This window comes from Salinicola halophyticus, assembly GCF_003206695.1.
Taxonomy (GTDB): domain Bacteria; phylum Pseudomonadota; class Gammaproteobacteria; order Pseudomonadales; family Halomonadaceae; genus Salinicola; species Salinicola halophyticus.
The window spans coordinates 500,287-516,275 of sequence record NZ_PZJN01000006.1 but is presented as its reverse complement, the minus strand read 5'-3'; the positions used below and the strand labels follow the sequence as shown (position 1 = coordinate 516,275).

Annotated in this window: 13 protein-coding genes; 5 read left to right on the top strand and 8 right to left on the bottom strand. The window is 63.9% G+C overall.

The genetic code is table 11. The features are described from left to right. Positions 1-13: 13 nt before the first annotated feature. A complete protein-coding gene (locus DOM58_RS10170; RefSeq protein ID WP_110692740.1) occupies positions 14-1,309 on the bottom strand; it encodes a pyridoxal phosphate-dependent aminotransferase in 1,296 nt (431 codons plus the stop codon). A 58-nt stretch (positions 1,310-1,367) separates the two neighbouring features. Then, complete coding sequence (locus DOM58_RS10165; protein WP_110692739.1) at positions 1,368-2,285, bottom strand: MurR/RpiR family transcriptional regulator; 918 nt, start codon at positions 2,283-2,285, stop codon at positions 1,368-1,370. Positions 2,286-2,475: 190 nt separating this feature from the next. On the opposite strand from DOM58_RS10165, the gene DOM58_RS10160 reads away from it, so the two are divergent. Beyond that, positions 2,476-2,949: a DUF4174 domain-containing protein gene (locus DOM58_RS10160; RefSeq protein WP_245392224.1), complete on the top strand. Its 474-nt coding sequence runs from the start codon at positions 2,476-2,478 to the stop codon at positions 2,947-2,949. Positions 2,950-3,033: 84 nt separating this feature from the next. Here the strand turns inward: DOM58_RS10160 and DOM58_RS10155 are convergent, their stop codons facing one another. The 3 genes from DOM58_RS10155 to DOM58_RS10145 are packed head-to-tail and all read right to left on the bottom strand — an operon-like array spanning position 3,034 to position 5,476. Next, entirely contained in the window at positions 3,034-4,014 is a 981-nt protein-coding gene (locus tag DOM58_RS10155) for a 5-oxoprolinase subunit C family protein (RefSeq protein ID WP_110692738.1), read from the bottom strand. Beyond that, on the bottom strand, positions 4,014-4,727 hold the full coding sequence (gene pxpB / locus DOM58_RS10150; protein ID WP_110692737.1) for a 5-oxoprolinase subunit PxpB: 714 nt from the start codon (positions 4,725-4,727) through the stop codon (positions 4,014-4,016). The genes DOM58_RS10155 and pxpB overlap by 1 nt, the downstream gene beginning before the upstream one ends. Further along, a complete protein-coding gene (locus tag DOM58_RS10145; protein ID WP_110692935.1) occupies positions 4,724-5,476 on the bottom strand; it encodes a 5-oxoprolinase subunit PxpA in 753 nt (250 codons plus the stop codon). Before DOM58_RS10145 ends, pxpB begins: the two co-directional genes overlap by 4 nt. 302 nt (positions 5,477-5,778) lie before the next feature. Between DOM58_RS10145 and DOM58_RS10140 the strand changes: the two genes are divergently transcribed. From DOM58_RS10140 to DOM58_RS10125, 4 genes are all read left to right on the top strand, one after another. Beyond that, complete coding sequence (locus DOM58_RS10140; RefSeq protein WP_110692736.1) at positions 5,779-6,735, top strand: LysR family transcriptional regulator; 957 nt, start codon at positions 5,779-5,781, stop codon at positions 6,733-6,735. An 87-nt stretch (positions 6,736-6,822) separates the two neighbouring features. Further along, entirely contained in the window at positions 6,823-7,821 is a 999-nt protein-coding gene (locus DOM58_RS10135) for a TRAP transporter substrate-binding protein (protein WP_110692735.1), read from the top strand. Between the two features lie 74 nt (positions 7,822-7,895). Then, positions 7,896-8,459, top strand: a complete 564-nt coding sequence (locus DOM58_RS10130; RefSeq protein ID WP_110692734.1) for a TRAP transporter small permease — start codon at positions 7,896-7,898, stop codon at positions 8,457-8,459. A gap of 190 nt (positions 8,460-8,649) precedes the next feature. Beyond that, complete coding sequence (locus tag DOM58_RS10125) at positions 8,650-9,951, top strand: TRAP transporter large permease (RefSeq protein ID WP_110692733.1); 1,302 nt, start codon at positions 8,650-8,652, stop codon at positions 9,949-9,951. Positions 9,952-10,142: 191 nt separating this feature from the next. Here DOM58_RS10125 and DOM58_RS10115 read toward each other — a convergent pair whose 3' ends face one another. The 3 genes from DOM58_RS10115 to DOM58_RS10105 all read right to left on the bottom strand — a co-directional run bounded on the left by DOM58_RS10115 (position 10,143) and on the right by DOM58_RS10105 (position 15,943). Further along, on the bottom strand, positions 10,143-11,072 hold the full coding sequence (locus DOM58_RS10115; RefSeq protein WP_110692732.1) for a Gfo/Idh/MocA family protein: 930 nt from the start codon (positions 11,070-11,072) through the stop codon (positions 10,143-10,145). 44 nt (positions 11,073-11,116) lie between these two features. Then, positions 11,117-12,676: a sodium:solute symporter family transporter gene (locus DOM58_RS10110; RefSeq protein ID WP_110692731.1), complete on the bottom strand. Its 1,560-nt coding sequence runs from the start codon at positions 12,674-12,676 to the stop codon at positions 11,117-11,119. A 276-nt stretch (positions 12,677-12,952) separates the two neighbouring features. Next, entirely contained in the window at positions 12,953-15,943 is a 2,991-nt protein-coding gene (locus DOM58_RS10105; protein ID WP_245392223.1) for an FAD-binding and (Fe-S)-binding domain-containing protein, read from the bottom strand. Positions 15,944-15,989 lie beyond the last annotated feature (46 nt).

Sequence of the window (15,989 nt, the reverse complement as noted above, 5' to 3'; positions counted from 1 at the left end):
GCCCTTTTGAAACTTAGCCCAGCCAGTCGATGATCGATCGTATGCCGAGACGCACTCGCTCCAGCGCCGGTAGCGCCATCGGCTGCTCGTGACGCTGCGGCGGATGCGGCAACAGCGCCTGGCCATCGAAATCGACATAGGCCAGACGAGCCGTGAGCTGAGCCGGATCACACCCGAACGCGCTACCCGGTAGCAATGCCACGCCGGTTTCCGCCAGCAACCGCGCGGTCAGCTCGGCGCTGGTGGTGATACCGCGCCGAGCTAGCGTCTCTCGATACGCGTCGAAATCGGGGAACAGATAGAAGCCCCCGTCGGGAAGGTGCACGCGGATATCCGCCGACTGCAGCTGGGTCGCACACCAGTGACCAATCAGGCTAAGCCATGCCCGCTGGCGATCGAGATATTCGGTCAACTTGGGCGTGACCCGATAGGCCACGCAAGCCGCTTCCTGAACGGGGCTGGTTACGCTCGACCAGGTCTCCGAGGCGATCCCCAGCAGCCGCGCGAAGATCTCGTCTCCCAGCGCCTCGGGCGCGTGCATCACCCCCAGCCGCCACCCGCCGGCGCCGCACCATTTCGACAGCCCGCTGGTCGTCACCGTGCCCTCGGGGTAGTCGCGCGCGAAGGCGCGGTGGGCACCACTATGGTCCAACGGGCCGTAGATCTCGTCGGCCAGCACGATCACGCCGTGACGCCGCGCCACCTCTGCCAGCGCCCGCTGCGTCTCGGCATCGGGCGATAAACCAGTGGGATTGCCGGGCGCATTGAGTATCAACAGCCGCGTGCTATCGCCGCCTTCAAGGCAGTGCGCCTCCAACTGCTCCGGCGTGATCTGCCAGCGTGTGTCGAAGTCCGCCGCCAGCTTGATCGGCGTCTGTCCTGCCAGACGCGCCTGAGGTGCATAGGAGACCCAGGCCGGTGCAGGAATCAGAATTTCTGCCGCCGGCAGCGCCTTGATCAGGGCGAACAGCAGCAGCTTGCTACCGGGGCCGATCAATACCCGCGAGGCATTCCATGCAATGCCGTCCATTTCACTATGGAAAGTGGCGACTCGCTCCCGCAACGCGGGCAAGCCCTGTACGGGTAGATAGGCTTTGTGATCGGCATGAGCGGCGAGCGCCTCGACCGCCGGGCCGTAGACCGGAAACGGCGACTGGCCGAAGCCGAACTTGATGACTCGCTCACCGCGAGATTCCAGCCATCTCGACTGTTCGTTGATCAACAGGGTATCGGAAGCCGGCGTGGCGTTGATGTCGTCGGCGTAGGCGTGATTCAACAGGGCGGTGGCGAGCCCCAAGCGAGCGGTCATGTCAGCGGGATTCCTGGTGTAGTGGGCGTATTGTGGTCGGCGTATCAAGGCAGCTCGGTCATTCGATCTGCCAACGAGCGATCAAGGCTTCACGGCGACGGATCGACGAGACGGCGTCGCCGCCCATGTCGTGGGCCATGTGGGACAACAGCATTTCGATCACCACGAACAGGCTGCTCATGGGATTGAAGAAGAACGGGCCTTCGGCGGACGCCAGCAGCGTCATCTCGGTCATGGTGGCGAGACGAGCGGCGGGATGATTGGTCAATGCGAGCAGCTGCGCGCCCTGTTCGAGTGCCTGCTGGCAGTAATCGACACTGACTCGGGTTTCCGGCCGATAGCTGACGCCCACCACCAGATCACCCGGCCCCAGCTCGCGCGCGGCCTCGAGATTGATACCACCCACCGAATCGATCAACCGCACGTCGCTGCGCAGATAGCTCAAGTAGTAGGAGAGATAGTGCGCCCCCGCGAAGCAGGCACGCTGGCCGACCACGTGAACTCGGCGTGCCTCGATCAGGGCGCGGGCGGCACCCGCGAGCATTGCCTCGTCGAGCCCTTCGGCAGTTCGCGAGAGGTTGCCCATTTCCTCCTGCCAAAGCGCCTGCTGCTGGATCGGATGCTGGCCATCCTTGGGAATCTGGCCCAAGTCGAGCAGGCGTTCGGCGCGGGTCGAGTAGAACGCCCCACTGGTGGCATCGGCACGAAACAGCGCCTGAAACGTCTTGAACCCGGCCAGCCCCAGGGCGTGCGCCAGGCGTGTCAGGCTGGAAGCATTGACGCCATGCTCATCCGCCAGCGCCGAGATGCTGAGCGTCGCCGCCAGCTCCGGTGCGGCCAGCAATTGCTCCAGTAGCTTGAGCCCACCGGGGGTCAGCCTGGGTGCCTGTGCCTCTCCCCGCCTTGCGGCGATTGCCATCGCCTGCAAGGCGGCAACTGACGTCGGGGGAGTGTCGAAACCTTCGTGATCGGCCATGACCTATCCCTCTGCTTCGGATGATTGAGATTATGCCTATGCTTCACTGACGGCAAATTAATTTTCAATGAGGATATTTTATTTCCTTTTTACATTGGCGCCTTCAGACCCGCCGGCCCGCCATGAATCCTTCTCCCCTTCATGGATCACAGGGTCTACAGTACGCGTAAACGACACTCTGGAGACGCTCATGAAACGTTGGTTGATGACCGGTGCACTAGTGGCGGGAGCCTTCTTCACGGCGAGCGCCGTGTTTGCGACAGCGGCCGAGGCCCAGTCAGCCGGCGGCAAGGATGCCGCCAATCCGCTGATCACCGACAAGTGGAACTTCCGCCCGCTGATCGTGGTGACGCCGGATGCCGAGCAACCGGCTTATCGGCATCTGCGCCAGCAGCTCGAGGCGACGCAGGATCAGTTCGCCGACCGTGACATGCTGCTCTACACGGTCGAAGGCGACAGCGGCAATCGCCACGGCCAGCCGATGACGCCCTACGAGACCCGGGCGCTGCTCGAGGCGCTGGGCGTCAGTCCCGATCAGGGCGTGACGACGATTCTGGTGGGCAAGGACGGCGGCAAGAAGGTTCAGCAACGAGGCGATGTCGATCTGCAGTCGATCTACGCCACCATCGACCGGATGCCGATGCGTCAGGCTGGCGATGACTGATCGCCGGGAGCGGCGAACCGCCCAACGCTCGCCAGGGCGAGCGTCCTCCGGCGCCAGGCCGAACCGGCTTGCGCTGATTCGCGGCTAACGCCACAGCGCGAGCTGGCGCAGATAGCGCGTTCGTGCCTGATGGGGCGTTACCGGCGAGAGCCTGATCGTGGTGCCGGGGGCGCACTGCCCCAGTTGCGCGCAGGCGATCGGCGACAGCGCCCCCAGCCGCGGGTAGCCGCCGATGGTCTGGCGATCGTTCAGCAGGATGATCGGCTGCCCGTCCGGCGGCACCTGAACGGCACCGAGCGGGATGCCTTCGGATATCATTCCCCCCAGCTGGCATCGCAGTTCCGGGCCGGTCAGCCGAACGCCCATGCGGTCGGCGCGGCTATCCACCTGCCAGGCCTGGTTGAAGGCGGCGAACAGACTGGCACCCTCGAAATGCGCGATCTGCGCGCCGGTTACCAGCTCCAGCACGGCCTCGTCCCGCGGCATGGGCGGCACCGAAGGCATGTCACGAATCTCTGCGGCATGGCCGGCGGCCGATAGTCGATCACCGATCTGAAGCCCCCCGCCCCGGCCATCCAGCCCGCCCAGCTGCTCGCGGGCCACCGTCGACAGGCTACCCATGAAAGGCTCGGCGTCGATCCCGCCCGGCAGCGCCAGATAAGCACGCAGGCCCGCCCTCGGCTGATCGAAAGCGAGCACCTGGCCCTGTTCGAGCGTGAAGCTGACGTTGGCATCCAGCGGCTCGCCGTCCCGCGTGGCGCCCAGATCGGCACCCGCGATGGCCAACCGAATCGTCTGCTCCGCTTTCAGCGCCAGGCCGCCGATGGCGATCTCGATGCCGGCAGCATCGGGCGCATTGCCCAGCAGCCAGTTGGCCCAGCCCAACGAGATCCAATCCAGCGCTCCGCCCTGCGTCACTCCCAGATGGCGGCAGCCGAAGCGACCCGCGTCCTCGACCAGGGCCAGCGGCCCCGTACGCTCGACGACCAGTGACGTCGGCCTGGTTTGCCCAGCGTTCTGCGCCACGGTGGTCGTGACGTTCTGCGTACTTGTCCGCGTCGCCATCAGCGCTCCTCCAGCGGCGTGGTATCGCCGCCCTGTTCGATAAAGGCTTCGCGACTGATCGGCTCGAAACGCACGCGATCGCCGGGGCGGAACAGGCTGATCTCGTCGCGCTCGCGATCGAACAGCTTGATGGCGGTACGACCGAGGATGTTCCAGCCGCCCGGCGAGCGCATCGGATAGATGGCGGTCTGACGCTCGGCAATGCCGACGCTGCCGGCGGGAACTCGCTGACGCGGCGTTTTCAATCGCGGCGTCCCCAGCGCTTCCTCGACCAGACCCATGAAGGCATAGCCGGGGGCGAAACCGAGCGCGAAGGCACAGTAGTCGCGCCCCGTATGCCGACGCACGACATCATCCGTATCGACACCCAGGCGCTCGGCAATGCGGGAGAGCTCCGGACCGACGCTGTCGTCGTACCACACCGGAATACGGTGCTCCCGCCCGGCCTCGTTCGACGCCGGCTTCAAGCCTTGCAAGGCGTCCTGAATCAGCTTCCTGGCCTCGATCTGGGAGAGCAGGGCGACGTCGTAATGAACGAGCAGCGTGGTATAGGACGGCACCAGGTCGATCAGGGCCTCGCCGAGGCGCTCACGTAGCGCGCTATCGGCCGCCAGTATCCACGGCATGTGCGCCTCGTCGATGGCGTCGAACAGTCTCACCATCAGCGCGTCCATGCCCACCGTTTCGAGCCGGGGAGATAGCGACTGGCTCATGCGTCGCTCAACTGCTGAAAGGCTTCGCGAATGGCCTTGACTGCCGCTACCGACTCGGCGTTGTCTCCATGAACGCAGAGCGTATCCGCCGGCAGATGCAGCTTGCTGCCGTCACTCGCGGTCAACGCCTCGCCCTTGGCCAGCGCCACGGCCTGATCGACGATGGCACCGCGATCGTGATGCACCGCCCCCGGCAGACGCCGCGACATCAGGTGGCCTTGGGCATCGTAGGCGCGGTCGGCGAAGGTCTCGAACCACAGCGTCACGCCCATGGCCGAGGCGAGCTCGCGTACCGGCTCGGGATTGGCGGTCGACATCACCAGCAGCGGCAGGTCGCGATCGTATTTGACCACCGCCTGCATTGCCGCTCGCAGCAGGTCGAAGTCGCTGGCCATATCGTTGTAGAGCGCCCCGTGCGGCTTGACGTAGCTGATCCGGGTGCCTTCGGCGCGGCAGAACGCTTCCAGCGCACCGATCTGATAGAGCATCAGGTTTTCGACTTCCTGCGCCGAGCAGGCCATCGAGCGACGGCCGAACCCCATCAGATCGGGGTAGCCGGGATGCGCACCGATACGCACCCCGTTGGCAACCGCCATCGCCACGGTCTTGCGCATCACATCGGGATCGGAGGCGTGAAAGCCGCAGGCGATATTGGCGCAGTCGACGAAAGGCATCGCCTGATCGTCGAGACCCAGCGCCCAGTTGCCGAAACTCTCACCCATGTCGCAGTTGAGCAGGGGCACGCGCATTCGCATTACCTCGTATCGTTGTTGTTGCTCGTATCGTTGTCGTAGCTCGTATCGTTGTCGTAGCTCGTATCGTTGTCGCAGCTCGTATCGCTGTCGTAGAAAGCAGTGCCGCAGTAAAGCCTGAAGGCACTGTAAGAAACCGCCAGCGACAGGGTCCAATCGTTTTTCACGATGCGCAGTATCGGCGCAATCTTTCATTCTGCGGACTTTGACGCCAGCCGGCACTCTCTGAAGAGTTGACGTCCACGTCGCCGCGCCGAAGAATCGTCTATCCCCTGTCGACTGCATAGCGAGAATCCGAGATGTTCGATTTCAAGGAGCTCGAAGCGTTCGTCTGGATCGTCAGGCTGGGTTCGTTTCGCAAGGTGGCAGCGCGGCTGCATCTGACCCAGCCCTCGATCTCGGATCGCATCACCCGGCTGGAGGCCGTGGTCGGGGAGTCGTTGCTCGACCGCAGCGCACGGCCTGTGCAGCCCACGCTGCGCGGTCGCGAGTTCTACGCCCACGCCGAACGCCTGCTGGACAGTCGCGAGGAAGCGTTGCAGCTATTTCAGAACCAGGAGGATTTCTCCGGCACGCTACGCCTCGGCGTGATCGAGACCATCGCCCACAGCTGGTTCAGTACCTTCCTGACCCAGCTGGCCGAGCGGCATCCGCAGTTGACCATCGAGCTCACCGTGGACATCTCGCCGGCGCTTCAACAGCGCCTGGCGAACAACGATCTCGACATGATCTTCGCCATGGATGGCGTTGCGCCGGGGCTGTCGGTGACGCAGCTGCCGCTGGCGACCTACGAGATGGGTTTGTTCGTGGCGCCGCAACATGCCGAGCGGTTGCACCACGGCGGCACGGCCGCGCTATCCCGCCTTCCGTTCGTCTCGTTCAGCAAGCTGGCTCGCCCCTATGGCGAACTCGTAACCTACCTCGCCGAGCTGGGTATCGACGACCCCAAGATCCACTGCGCCACGACGTTGATGACCATCGCCCGCATGACCATCGACGGTGTGGGGGTCGGCTCGCTTCCCGTCTCCACGGTGTCGGATGCGTGCCAGCGAGGCGAGCTGTTGCGGCTGGCATTGCCTACCCCGCTGCCGGCGATGTACTACGACGCGATCTGGCGAACCAGCAGCTATCCGAACTTCTGTCGGGGCGTTACTCAGCTCGCCCAGGACTGTGCCGCTCGCTATGCCAGGGATCATGCCGATGACGAGCCCCAGGGGGAGGTGAAAGTCTGGCCCGATAGTTCGGATAAGAATTAACGATTTGACCGCATCGCCGGCCTACTTGAAGAATGCAGGATAACCAGCAGCGTGCATGACCTTCTCAATAACAAACGGAATCCCACGATGCGCACTTCCCATCTTTCCTTGTTGACGATCGCCATGGCGGGTTCGCTCACCGCCGCCACCCCGGCACTCGCCGACCAGTGGAATCTCGCCTCTCCCTACGGCGATGCCAGCTTCCACACCCAGAACACTAAGCAGTTCGCCAAGGATGTCGGCGAAGCGACCGATGGCGAGCTGACCATCACCGTGCACAGCGGCGGCTCGCTGATCAGCCACGCCGAGATCAAGCCATCCGTGCGTCGCGGCACCGTTCAGGCCGGGGAGATCTTTCTCTCCACGCTCTCCAACGAATCGCCGATCTACGAAGTCGATACCCTGCCCGGTCTGGCCGGCAGCTACGCCGATGCCTACGATCTGTGGCAGGCCTCCAAGCCGATCATCACCGAACTCTTCGCCAAGGAGGGGCTGATGCCGCTGTACGCCGTGCCGTGGCCGGCGCAGGGCATCTACACCGACTTCGAGCTGACCGATGCTTCCCAGTTCGAGGGCCTGCGCGTTCGCGCGCCGAACATCAATACCCAGCGCTTCGTCGAGAACCTGGACGGCATCCCGACCCAGACCGAAGAAGCGGATATCCCCACCGCGTTCAGTACCGGCCGCGTTGACGCCATGATCACCTCGGTTTCCACCGGCAAGTCGATGTCGGCGTGGGATTACGTGTCGAACTACAGCGATGCCAACCTGTGGTTGCCGAAGAACATCGTCTTCGTCAACAAGCGCGCTTTCGACCGCCTCGACGAGGCCACCCAGAAAGCGATTCTCGATGCCGCCGCCAAGGCCGAACAGCGTGGCTGGCAACTGAGCAAGGAAGACGCCGCGGAGAGCGCCAAGGCCCTCGAATCCCATGGGGTAACCGTGAGCGAGCCCAGTGATGCCCTCCAGCAGCAGCTGAAAGCCGCCGGCCAGAAGCTGTTCGAGGACTGGCAGTCACGTGCCGGCGATCAGGCCAAGCAGCTGGTCGACCGCTACCGCAAGCTGCAGTCCCAGCAGAGCCAGTGACACCGTTCGAATGGCCCGCCCGGCGCGGGTCATTCGGCTGTCGGGGTTCCTTCACTCACACCCGGTGAGTCTTCATGACCTTCAAACTCGATCCGCTCTACCGGCTGGGCGCCTGGGGCGCCGCCGCCTGCATGCTCGCCATCTGTGCCATGGTCACTTTCCAGGTACTGCTGCGCTGCCTCGATGCGGTACTGGTGCTGGTCGGGGCCGGCCGTCTCGGTTACGAGATCAGCGGCCTCTCGGAGATCGCTTCCTACCTGCTGGTCGGCGCCACCTTCCTGAGCCTCGCCTACACCTTCACCCACTACGCCCACATTCGCGTCACGCTGGTCATCGCCCGCCTGCCGGCGGCGATCCGAGTCTGGTGCGAAGTGGCGTGTCTGGCGATCGCCCTGGCGCTCAGCGCGTTGCTCAGCTGGCAGGTGATCGGGCTGATTCGCGAAAGCCTCGATTACGGTGACGTCTCCTCGGGACTGATGGCGATTCCGCTATGGATCCCCCAGACCGTCCTGGTCGTCGGCCTCGCGCTGCTGTGTCTGGCCATTCTGGAAGCGCTGGCGAGCACGCTGAGACAGGCCGTGACGGCGCCGTCGCGCTACGTGGCTCCCGGCGACAACGACAGCTTCGGCGGCGAGTAACGTTTCGCTCCAACAACCAAACAGCGAGGAAGCGCTGAATAAATCGGCGAGCGGGATGAAGAGCAAGGCGCACGGAGCGCAGAAGACGAGACATAACTTAGGGTTAGGCGAGTCTTCCAGCACCGCGTAACGCAGCACTTCGCCCGCGCAGACATTTATACGGTGCTTCCCTGAACCGAGGATTCGACTCGTGCTCACGCTCAGTCTTGCAACGCTCTTTACCCTGGCGATTCTGCTCGGCGGCGGCGTGTGGATCGCCTTCGCCCTGCTCGGCACCGGCTGGATCGCGCTGACCTTTTTTACGAGCTTCGAGGTCGGCCCCATTCTCGCCTCCGACTTCTGGGGCGCCAGCTATGGCTGGGATCTGACCGCTCTGCCGATGTTCGTGTGGATGGGCGAAATCCTGTTCCGCTCCGGGCTCGCCGACAACATGTTCCGCGCGCTGTCGCCCTGGCTCAACCGTCTGCCCGGTCGGCTGCTGCACTCCAATATCATCGGAAGTGGACTGTTCGCAGCCGTCTGCGGCTCCTCTGCCGCAACCTGTGCCACCGTCGGCAAGATGACGCTGCCCGAACTCGAGCGTCGAGGCTACAGCGAAACACTGGCGATCGGCACGCTGGCCAGCGCCTCCACCCTGGGCCTGCTGATCCCGCCGTCGATCATGATGATCGTCTATGGCGTGGTCACCGAGCAGTCGATCTCGCGCCTGTTCATGGCGGGCGTCGGCCCCGGCCTGCTGCTGCTGGCGCTGTTCATGATCTACCTGGTGATCTGGTCACTGACCGCCGGCAGGAATGGCGGCGCGGGTCATGCCGAAACGCCGATGCCGTTTCTCGACAAGGTCAGAAACAGCTGGCGCCTGATTCCGCTGCTGGTGCTGATCGGTGGCATTCTCGGCAGTATCTACGGCGGCGTTGCCTCCCCCACCGAGGCGGCCGCGGTGGGCGTGGTGCTGTCGATGGTGATCGCGCGTTTCAACGGCCATTTCGACAAGTCGATCTTCCTGGAGTCGATGTTCGCCGGGCTGCGCACCTCATGCATGATCGCCTTCATCATCGCCGGCGCCTCGTTCCTGTCGTCCGCCATGAGCTTCACCCAGTTGCCGACGCAACTGGCCAGCGCCATCGCCGCCATGGGGCTCTCGCCCAACGTGCTGCTGGTGATGCTGACGCTGTTCCTGCTGGTGCTGGGCTGCTTCCTCGACGGGATCTCGCTGATTCTGCTGGTGACCTCGATCATCATGCCGCTGATCAACGCCGCCGGCATCGACCCAATCTGGTTCGGCATCTACCTGGTGATCGTGGTGGAGATCTCGCAGATCACCCCCCCGGTGGGCTTCAACCTGTTCGTGATCCAGGGGCTCACCGGCAAGAATATCTTCACCATTGCCAAGGCCACGCTGCCGTTCTTCCTGCTGATGCTGTTCGCGATCGTGGTGATGCGGGCGTTCCCGGAGATCGTGCTGTATCTGCCCCAAGCAATGACCGGCTGAAGCTGCGAGCCGCGAGCTGCGAGCTGCGAGCTGCGAGCTGCGAGCTTCGAGCTTCGAGCTTCGAGCTTCGAGCTTCGAGCTTCGAAAAGCAGAATGCCGGCCTCAATACGCAAAATGCCAGCGCGATAACGCTAGCGTTTTGGTTCGGAGTTTCGGCTCGTAGCTCTCAGCTCGTATCTCGTAGCTGGCATCTACTCGACGAAGTCCTCGACGGTGTGTCGATAGCCCAGCATCAGCGCGTCGGCGACATGGCGGAACGGGCTGACATCGACATCGGAACGGCCCTCGGCGATCAACGTGGCAAAGCGCTGGTAGAGGCCGGCGTACTCCGCATCAGGGCCTTCTTCGCGCAGCTCGCCGTCGATCAGCAACCGGCTGCCGCCCGCTTCCAGGGTCAAGCGCCCTTCGTCTGTCTCGACGTGAATATTCCAGATCGGCGGCGTGCCCTGCTGTCGAAAATCGAACTCGGCATGGATCGGCACGTCGTCGCCGTCGACGAAATCCAGCGATGCCGCGATCGGCGTCTGGCAATTGCCGGGCACCTGCAGCTGGGCATCGGTCAGGTGGAACGGACGCGGCAGGATCTCGGTCACGATCGACAGCGCGTTGATACCCGGATCGAACACCCCCATGCCGCCCGGTTGCCAGATCCAGGCCTGCCCCGGATGCCAGACGCGAACGTCTTCCTTCCACTCGATGTCGACACGCCGGATCTCGCGTTCCGCCAGCCACTGTCGTGCCGAATCGACACAGTGGGCATGCCGGGAGTGCCAGGATGCGAACAGCGTGACGCCGTGGCGCTCGGCGTCTTCGCGCAGGGTTTCGATCTCCGCCAGCGTCGCGCCGGGCGGTTTCTCGAGCATCACGTGCTTGCCATGGGCCATGGCCAGTCGCGCCTGCGACGAGCGCACGCCGGCGGGAGTGCACAGCGAGACCGCATCGATCTCGGGCCCCCGATCGAGCAGCGCTTCGAGGCTATCGAAGTTCGCGACCTCGGGAACAGAGGCGTTGGGACTCGCGACCGCGACCAACCGGCAGCCGGCGTCGTTGTCGATGGCCGGATGATGCTGAGCGTTGGCGATCTTGCCGTAACCCACGATCGCGAGACGAAGGGTATCCATGACAGGTCCTTGTGAAAAACAGCCTTGAGATGAGAGCGGCTTGCTCATCGCAGCAGATAGACGATGATCGCGGTAAGCAGCGAGACGATGGCGATGCCGATCATGACATCGCGCGGCACCCGCTCCAATCCCTCTTTGGCCATGACGGCGATCTTCGCATCCTTGCTATCCGGCCGATCGCTGCTGCCAAGCCGGACCATCCAGAGCCAGGTGAATAGCGCGGTCGCCGCGAACAGGATGCCGCCGATGATGGTGAAGTGAATCGGCAGCACGCCGGTCTCCACCAGCACGAACAGTATCGCGCTGAGAATATGACCACTGGCCAGACCACGCAGCGCCGCCGACGAGCCCAGCGACTTGACCCACAGCCCCATCAGGAAGGTCGCCACCAATGGCGAGGCGACGAACGCGAACACCTGCTGCAGGTACGCCCAGAGGCCGGAAAAGTACTGGATCATTGGCCCCCAGGATGCCGCGATCGCCGCCAGAATGAAGGTGCAGATACGCCCCCATTTGGCCAGCTGGGCATCGGTCAGATTCGGCTTGGCCGGCTTGATGAAATCCAGCGTCAGCAGCGTCGCGGAGGAGTTGAGCGTCGAGGAGAGCGTCGACATCAGCGCCGCGATCAGGCCCGCCAGAATCAGGCCCGTGAGCCCGGTGGGCGTGAACTCCTGCACCATCTTTGGATAGACCTGATCGGGATGATCCAGCCCCGGCAACAGCGGTATCACCATCGCGCCGGGGATCGTCATGATGAAAATCGGCAATAGCTTCAGCGCGGCGGCGAATACCGAGGCCCGCCCCGCGGCCTGGATGTTGCGCGCGCCGAGCAGACGCTGGACCACGTACTGATTCATCGACCAGTAGTAGAAACCGACGATCGGCACCCCGGTGATCAACCCCAGCCACGGGACGCTGGGGTCGTCCAGCGGTCGAATCAGCGATAGCCTTTCCGGGCTGACCGCCTCCTTGACGTTGGCCCAGCTGTGATCGAAATGACCGAAAATGATCCAGGTCATCGCCGCCGACCCGCCGATCAGCACGCAAGCCTGCATCACGTCCGTGTAGACCACCGCGCGCAGCCCGCCGAAGGCCGTGTAGATGCTGGTGAACAGCGCCAGCAGCGCACAGACTTCCCACAGATTGGTGCCGGGGATGAACGTGGTCACGATCAGCCCGCCGGCATAGAGCGTGCCGGCGGTATCGAGGATGATCGACAGGAACAGCGTGATGACGGAAAGATACTTGCGCAGCCGCGAATCGAAGCGTCGCTCCATCAGTTCCGGCATCGTGGTGACCCGGGCTCGCATCAGCACCGGCAGCACGAAGATCGCCGTGAACATCAGCACCACGCCCGCCATCCATTCGTAGTTGGCGGCGGAGATTCCGTGCTGGTAGGCGGCGCCCGGCAGACCGATCAGCGTATCCGAGGAGATATTGGAGGCGAACAGCGAGAAGCCGATCGCCATCGGGCCCAGACTCCTTCCCGCCAGGAACAGCTCTTCCGGCGTCGTCTTGCCTCGCGCAGTCTTGTAACCGATGAAGGTGACGATCACGAAATAGGCCGCGATGACGGCAAAATCCCAGAATTGTAGGTCTTCCATGAGTTCGTTCGCTTTGAGCTGTAGTTGTTGTGGCAAGCATGATGGCGAGCGATAGCGACGTGATGACACCAATGGCCAGCCGTCGCGACGACGCACGGTTGGGTGTTCAATATTCCGAGGTTAGTCATCACCTCGGCGAAATTCCATTCCCGGACAGCGGGTTGCCACCAGCAAAAAAGGCCTGACGAGATTTCTCGTCAGGCCTCGAAAGGAGCTAACTCCATCTGTTTACCGGCAACGAGCCAGCATAGCGCCCGGGAGCTGAAAGCTCAGGACCTACGAGACGAGCGCGGCCTCCAGCACCTTCGCCACGTGCAAGGCTTCCCGCCCGGCCCCGTCGAGAATCTGATGACGGCAGCTGGTGCCGTCGGCCACGATCCAGGCGTCTTCCCCGGCCTCGCGCACCGCCGGCAATAGCGAAAGCTCGGCCATCTGGCGAGATGCCTCGACATGCTCCGCCTCGTAACCGAAACTCCCGGCCATCCCGCAGCAGGACGAAACGATCGCCTCGACGTCGAGCTCGGGGATCCAGTTCAGTACGGTCATCACCGGGGTGAAGGCATCGAACGCCTTCTGATGACAGTGGCCGTGAACCTTGGCTCGAGAAACCGTCAGCGGCTTGAGTGCCAGGTTCAGTCGCCCGGCCTGTTTTTCCGCCACCAGGAACTCCTCGAACAGCATGGAAGCCCCCGCCAGCCGAGTGGCGTCTTCACCGAAACTCTCCTTACCAAAACCCTCCTTACCAAAACCAAAGTGCAGAAACTCGTCGCGCAGCGTGAGCAGACACGAGGGTTCGAGCCCGACGATTTTGACGCCGCGTTCGACATAGGGCATCAGGGTCTCGAGGGTGCGGCGTGCTTCTTCCTTGGCCCGATCGACGCGCCCCGCGGCTAGATAGGTGCGCCCGCAACAGAGCGGCCTCTGGCCGTCGCGAACATTGAAATGCACCCGATAGCCGGCCGCTTCCAGCACGCGCCGTGCGGCCCGCGCGTTGTCCGCCTCGAAGTAGTTGTTGAAGGTATCGACGAACAGCAGCACCTCACCCGTTGGGTTTGCTGCCGGGTGATGAGTCTCAGCGCTAGCCGTCCTCAGATAATCTCCGCTGAAAACCGGAAGCGAACGCATCTCGGCGAAACCCAGCCAGCGCTTGCCACGCCCGCCCAGCCAGGAAACGCGTTCGAGACGTGCGGCCAACTTGCCGATATGACGCATCCAGGGCGCGTAGCGCGGCAGTTCGGATACCAGCTTGTCGCGCCAGCTCAAACCGTGCTCCTTCACCCGCGCAGCACGCGCTTCGATCTTGAACTTGGCCATGTCGACGCCGGTCGGACAGTCGCGCTTGCAGCCCTTGCAGGAGACGCACAGATCCAGCGCGTCACTCACCTCGTCGCTGGCCAGCCCCCGATCGCCGATCTTGCCCGCCAGCACCAGCCGCAGAGTATTGGCGCGCCCCCGCGTCAGGTGTCGCTCGTCGCGGCTGATCCGATAGCTGGGGCACATGGTACCGGCGTCGAACTTGCGACAGTGGCCGTTGTTGTTGCACATCTCCACGGCCTTGGCGAGGCCGTGGGCGGGGTCGCCGCCGCTACCGGGTTGGCCCAGAGCGCCACTCAGCGGATCGCGGGTCACATTCCAGGCCGACCAGTCGAGCTCGGTCGCTATAGGAATGATCTGGTGGTCGGCGGGAAAGCGGAACAGCCGCGCGTCGTCCATCTTCGGCGTGTCGACGATCTTGTTGGGGTTGAAGCGATTATCCGGATCGAACAGCCGCTTGATCTCGCCGAAGGCGGCGTTGAGTTCGGCGCCGAACTGCCAAGCGACCCATTCGCCACGGCAGATGCCGTCGCCGTGCTCTCCCGAGTAGGCGCCTTTGTAGCGCCGGACCAGGGCGGACGCCTCCTCGGCGATGGCGCGCATCTTGGCGGCACCGCCGCGGCGCATGTCGAGAATCGGGCGTACGTGCAGCGTGCCGACACTGGCGTGGGCGTACCAGGTACCCTCGGTGCCGTGGCGATGAAAGACCTCGGTCAACTGCTCGGTGTATTCGGCCAGATGCTCGAGCGGCACGGCGCAGTCCTCGATGAACGACACCGGCTTGCCGTCGCCCTTCATGCTCATCATGATGTTGAGCCCGGCCTTGCGCACGTTCCACAGCGCCGACTGCTCGCTCCCCGATTCCAGCCCGACCACGCTACCCGGCAGCCCCAGATCGCCCATCAGCGTCTCGAGCGCTTTCAACTGACGGCGCTGCGATTCCTGATCCTCACCGGCGAACTCCACCAGCAACAGCGCATCAGGACGACCGATCAACGACTTCTCCACCGTCGGTCGGAAGGCCGGATTCTCCAGCGCCAGCTCGATCATGGTGCGATCGACCAGTTCCACCGCGGCGGGGCCCAGCTCGACGATGTGCTGGGTCATGTCCATCGCCTGGTAGAAGGTCGGGAAATTGACCACGCCGAGCACCTTGTGCACCGGTAGCGGCGACAGCTTGAGCGTCAGCCGGCGGGTGAACGCCAGCGTACCTTCCGAGCCGATCAGCAGATGGGCGAAATTGGCTCGATTTTCAGCGTCGTAGGGAATCGGGTTGCGGCAATCGAACAGGTCCAGATTGTAGCCGCCGACCCGCCGAAGCACCTGGGGATAGTGCTCACGGATCGCCGCAGCCTCGCGCTGGATAATGGCCGACACCGAACCGGCAAGCCCTGCCAGCGCCGAGCCGGGCGCGATCTCGTCGAAGCGGCCGAAAACCGTCTCGCGGCCATCCGCCAGCGTCGCCTCGAGGCCCAGCACGTTGTGAACCATGTTGCCGTAGCGGATCGAGCGCGAACCGCAGGAGTTGTTGCCGGCCATCCCGCCGAGCGTGCACTGCGCCGAGGTGGAAACATCCACCGGGAACCACAGCCCGTAGGGCTTGAGCCAGGCGTTGAGATGGTCGAGCACCACGCCGGGCTCGACCGTGACGGTGCGTGCCTCGACGTCGAGCTCGCCGATGCCGGTCAACCAGCGACTGGTGTCGATCACCAGCGCTTCGTTGACCGTCTGTCCGCACTGACTGGTGCCACCGCCTCGCGGCAGCACCGGCGCGCCGAAGTCCCGGGCGATATCCAGAGCGAGGGTCAGGTCCTGCTGGTCTCTCGGCACCACCACGCCCAGCGGCATGATCTGATAGATCGAGGCGTCGGTGGCATAGCGTCCCCGCGATCCGGCGTCGAACGCCACCTCGCCCTGGATCTCACGACGCAGCCGGCTCTCGAACTCACTCATGGCAGCTTGTCTGGGCCGCCTCACGACCGGACTTTTCGGCATCACG

Excerpts from the sequence above, each read along its gene's own strand:
- DOM58_RS10170 (WP_110692740.1), bottom strand. The coding sequence starts at position 1,309 with ATGACCGCTCGCTTGGGGCTCGCCACCGCCCTGTTGAATCACGCCTAC.
- DOM58_RS10165 (WP_110692739.1), bottom strand. The coding sequence starts at position 2,285 with ATGGCCGATCACGAAGGTTTCGACACTCCCCCGACGTCAGTTGCCGCC.
- DOM58_RS10160 (WP_245392224.1), top strand. The coding sequence starts at position 2,476 with ATGAAACGTTGGTTGATGACCGGTGCACTAGTGGCGGGAGCCTTCTTC.
- DOM58_RS10155 (WP_110692738.1), bottom strand. The coding sequence starts at position 4,014 with ATGGCGACGCGGACAAGTACGCAGAACGTCACGACCACCGTGGCGCAG.
- pxpB (WP_110692737.1), bottom strand. The coding sequence starts at position 4,727 with ATGAGCCAGTCGCTATCTCCCCGGCTCGAAACGGTGGGCATGGACGCG.
- DOM58_RS10145 (WP_110692935.1), bottom strand. The coding sequence starts at position 5,476 with ATGCGCGTGCCCCTGCTCAACTGCGACATGGGTGAGAGTTTCGGCAAC.
- DOM58_RS10140 (WP_110692736.1), top strand. The coding sequence starts at position 5,779 with ATGTTCGATTTCAAGGAGCTCGAAGCGTTCGTCTGGATCGTCAGGCTG.
- DOM58_RS10135 (WP_110692735.1), top strand. The coding sequence starts at position 6,823 with ATGCGCACTTCCCATCTTTCCTTGTTGACGATCGCCATGGCGGGTTCG.
- DOM58_RS10130 (WP_110692734.1), top strand. The coding sequence starts at position 7,896 with ATGACCTTCAAACTCGATCCGCTCTACCGGCTGGGCGCCTGGGGCGCC.
- DOM58_RS10115 (WP_110692732.1), bottom strand. The coding sequence starts at position 11,072 with ATGGATACCCTTCGTCTCGCGATCGTGGGTTACGGCAAGATCGCCAAC.
- DOM58_RS10110 (WP_110692731.1), bottom strand. The coding sequence starts at position 12,676 with ATGGAAGACCTACAATTCTGGGATTTTGCCGTCATCGCGGCCTATTTC.
- DOM58_RS10105 (WP_245392223.1), bottom strand. The coding sequence starts at position 15,943 with ATGAGTGAGTTCGAGAGCCGGCTGCGTCGTGAGATCCAGGGCGAGGTG.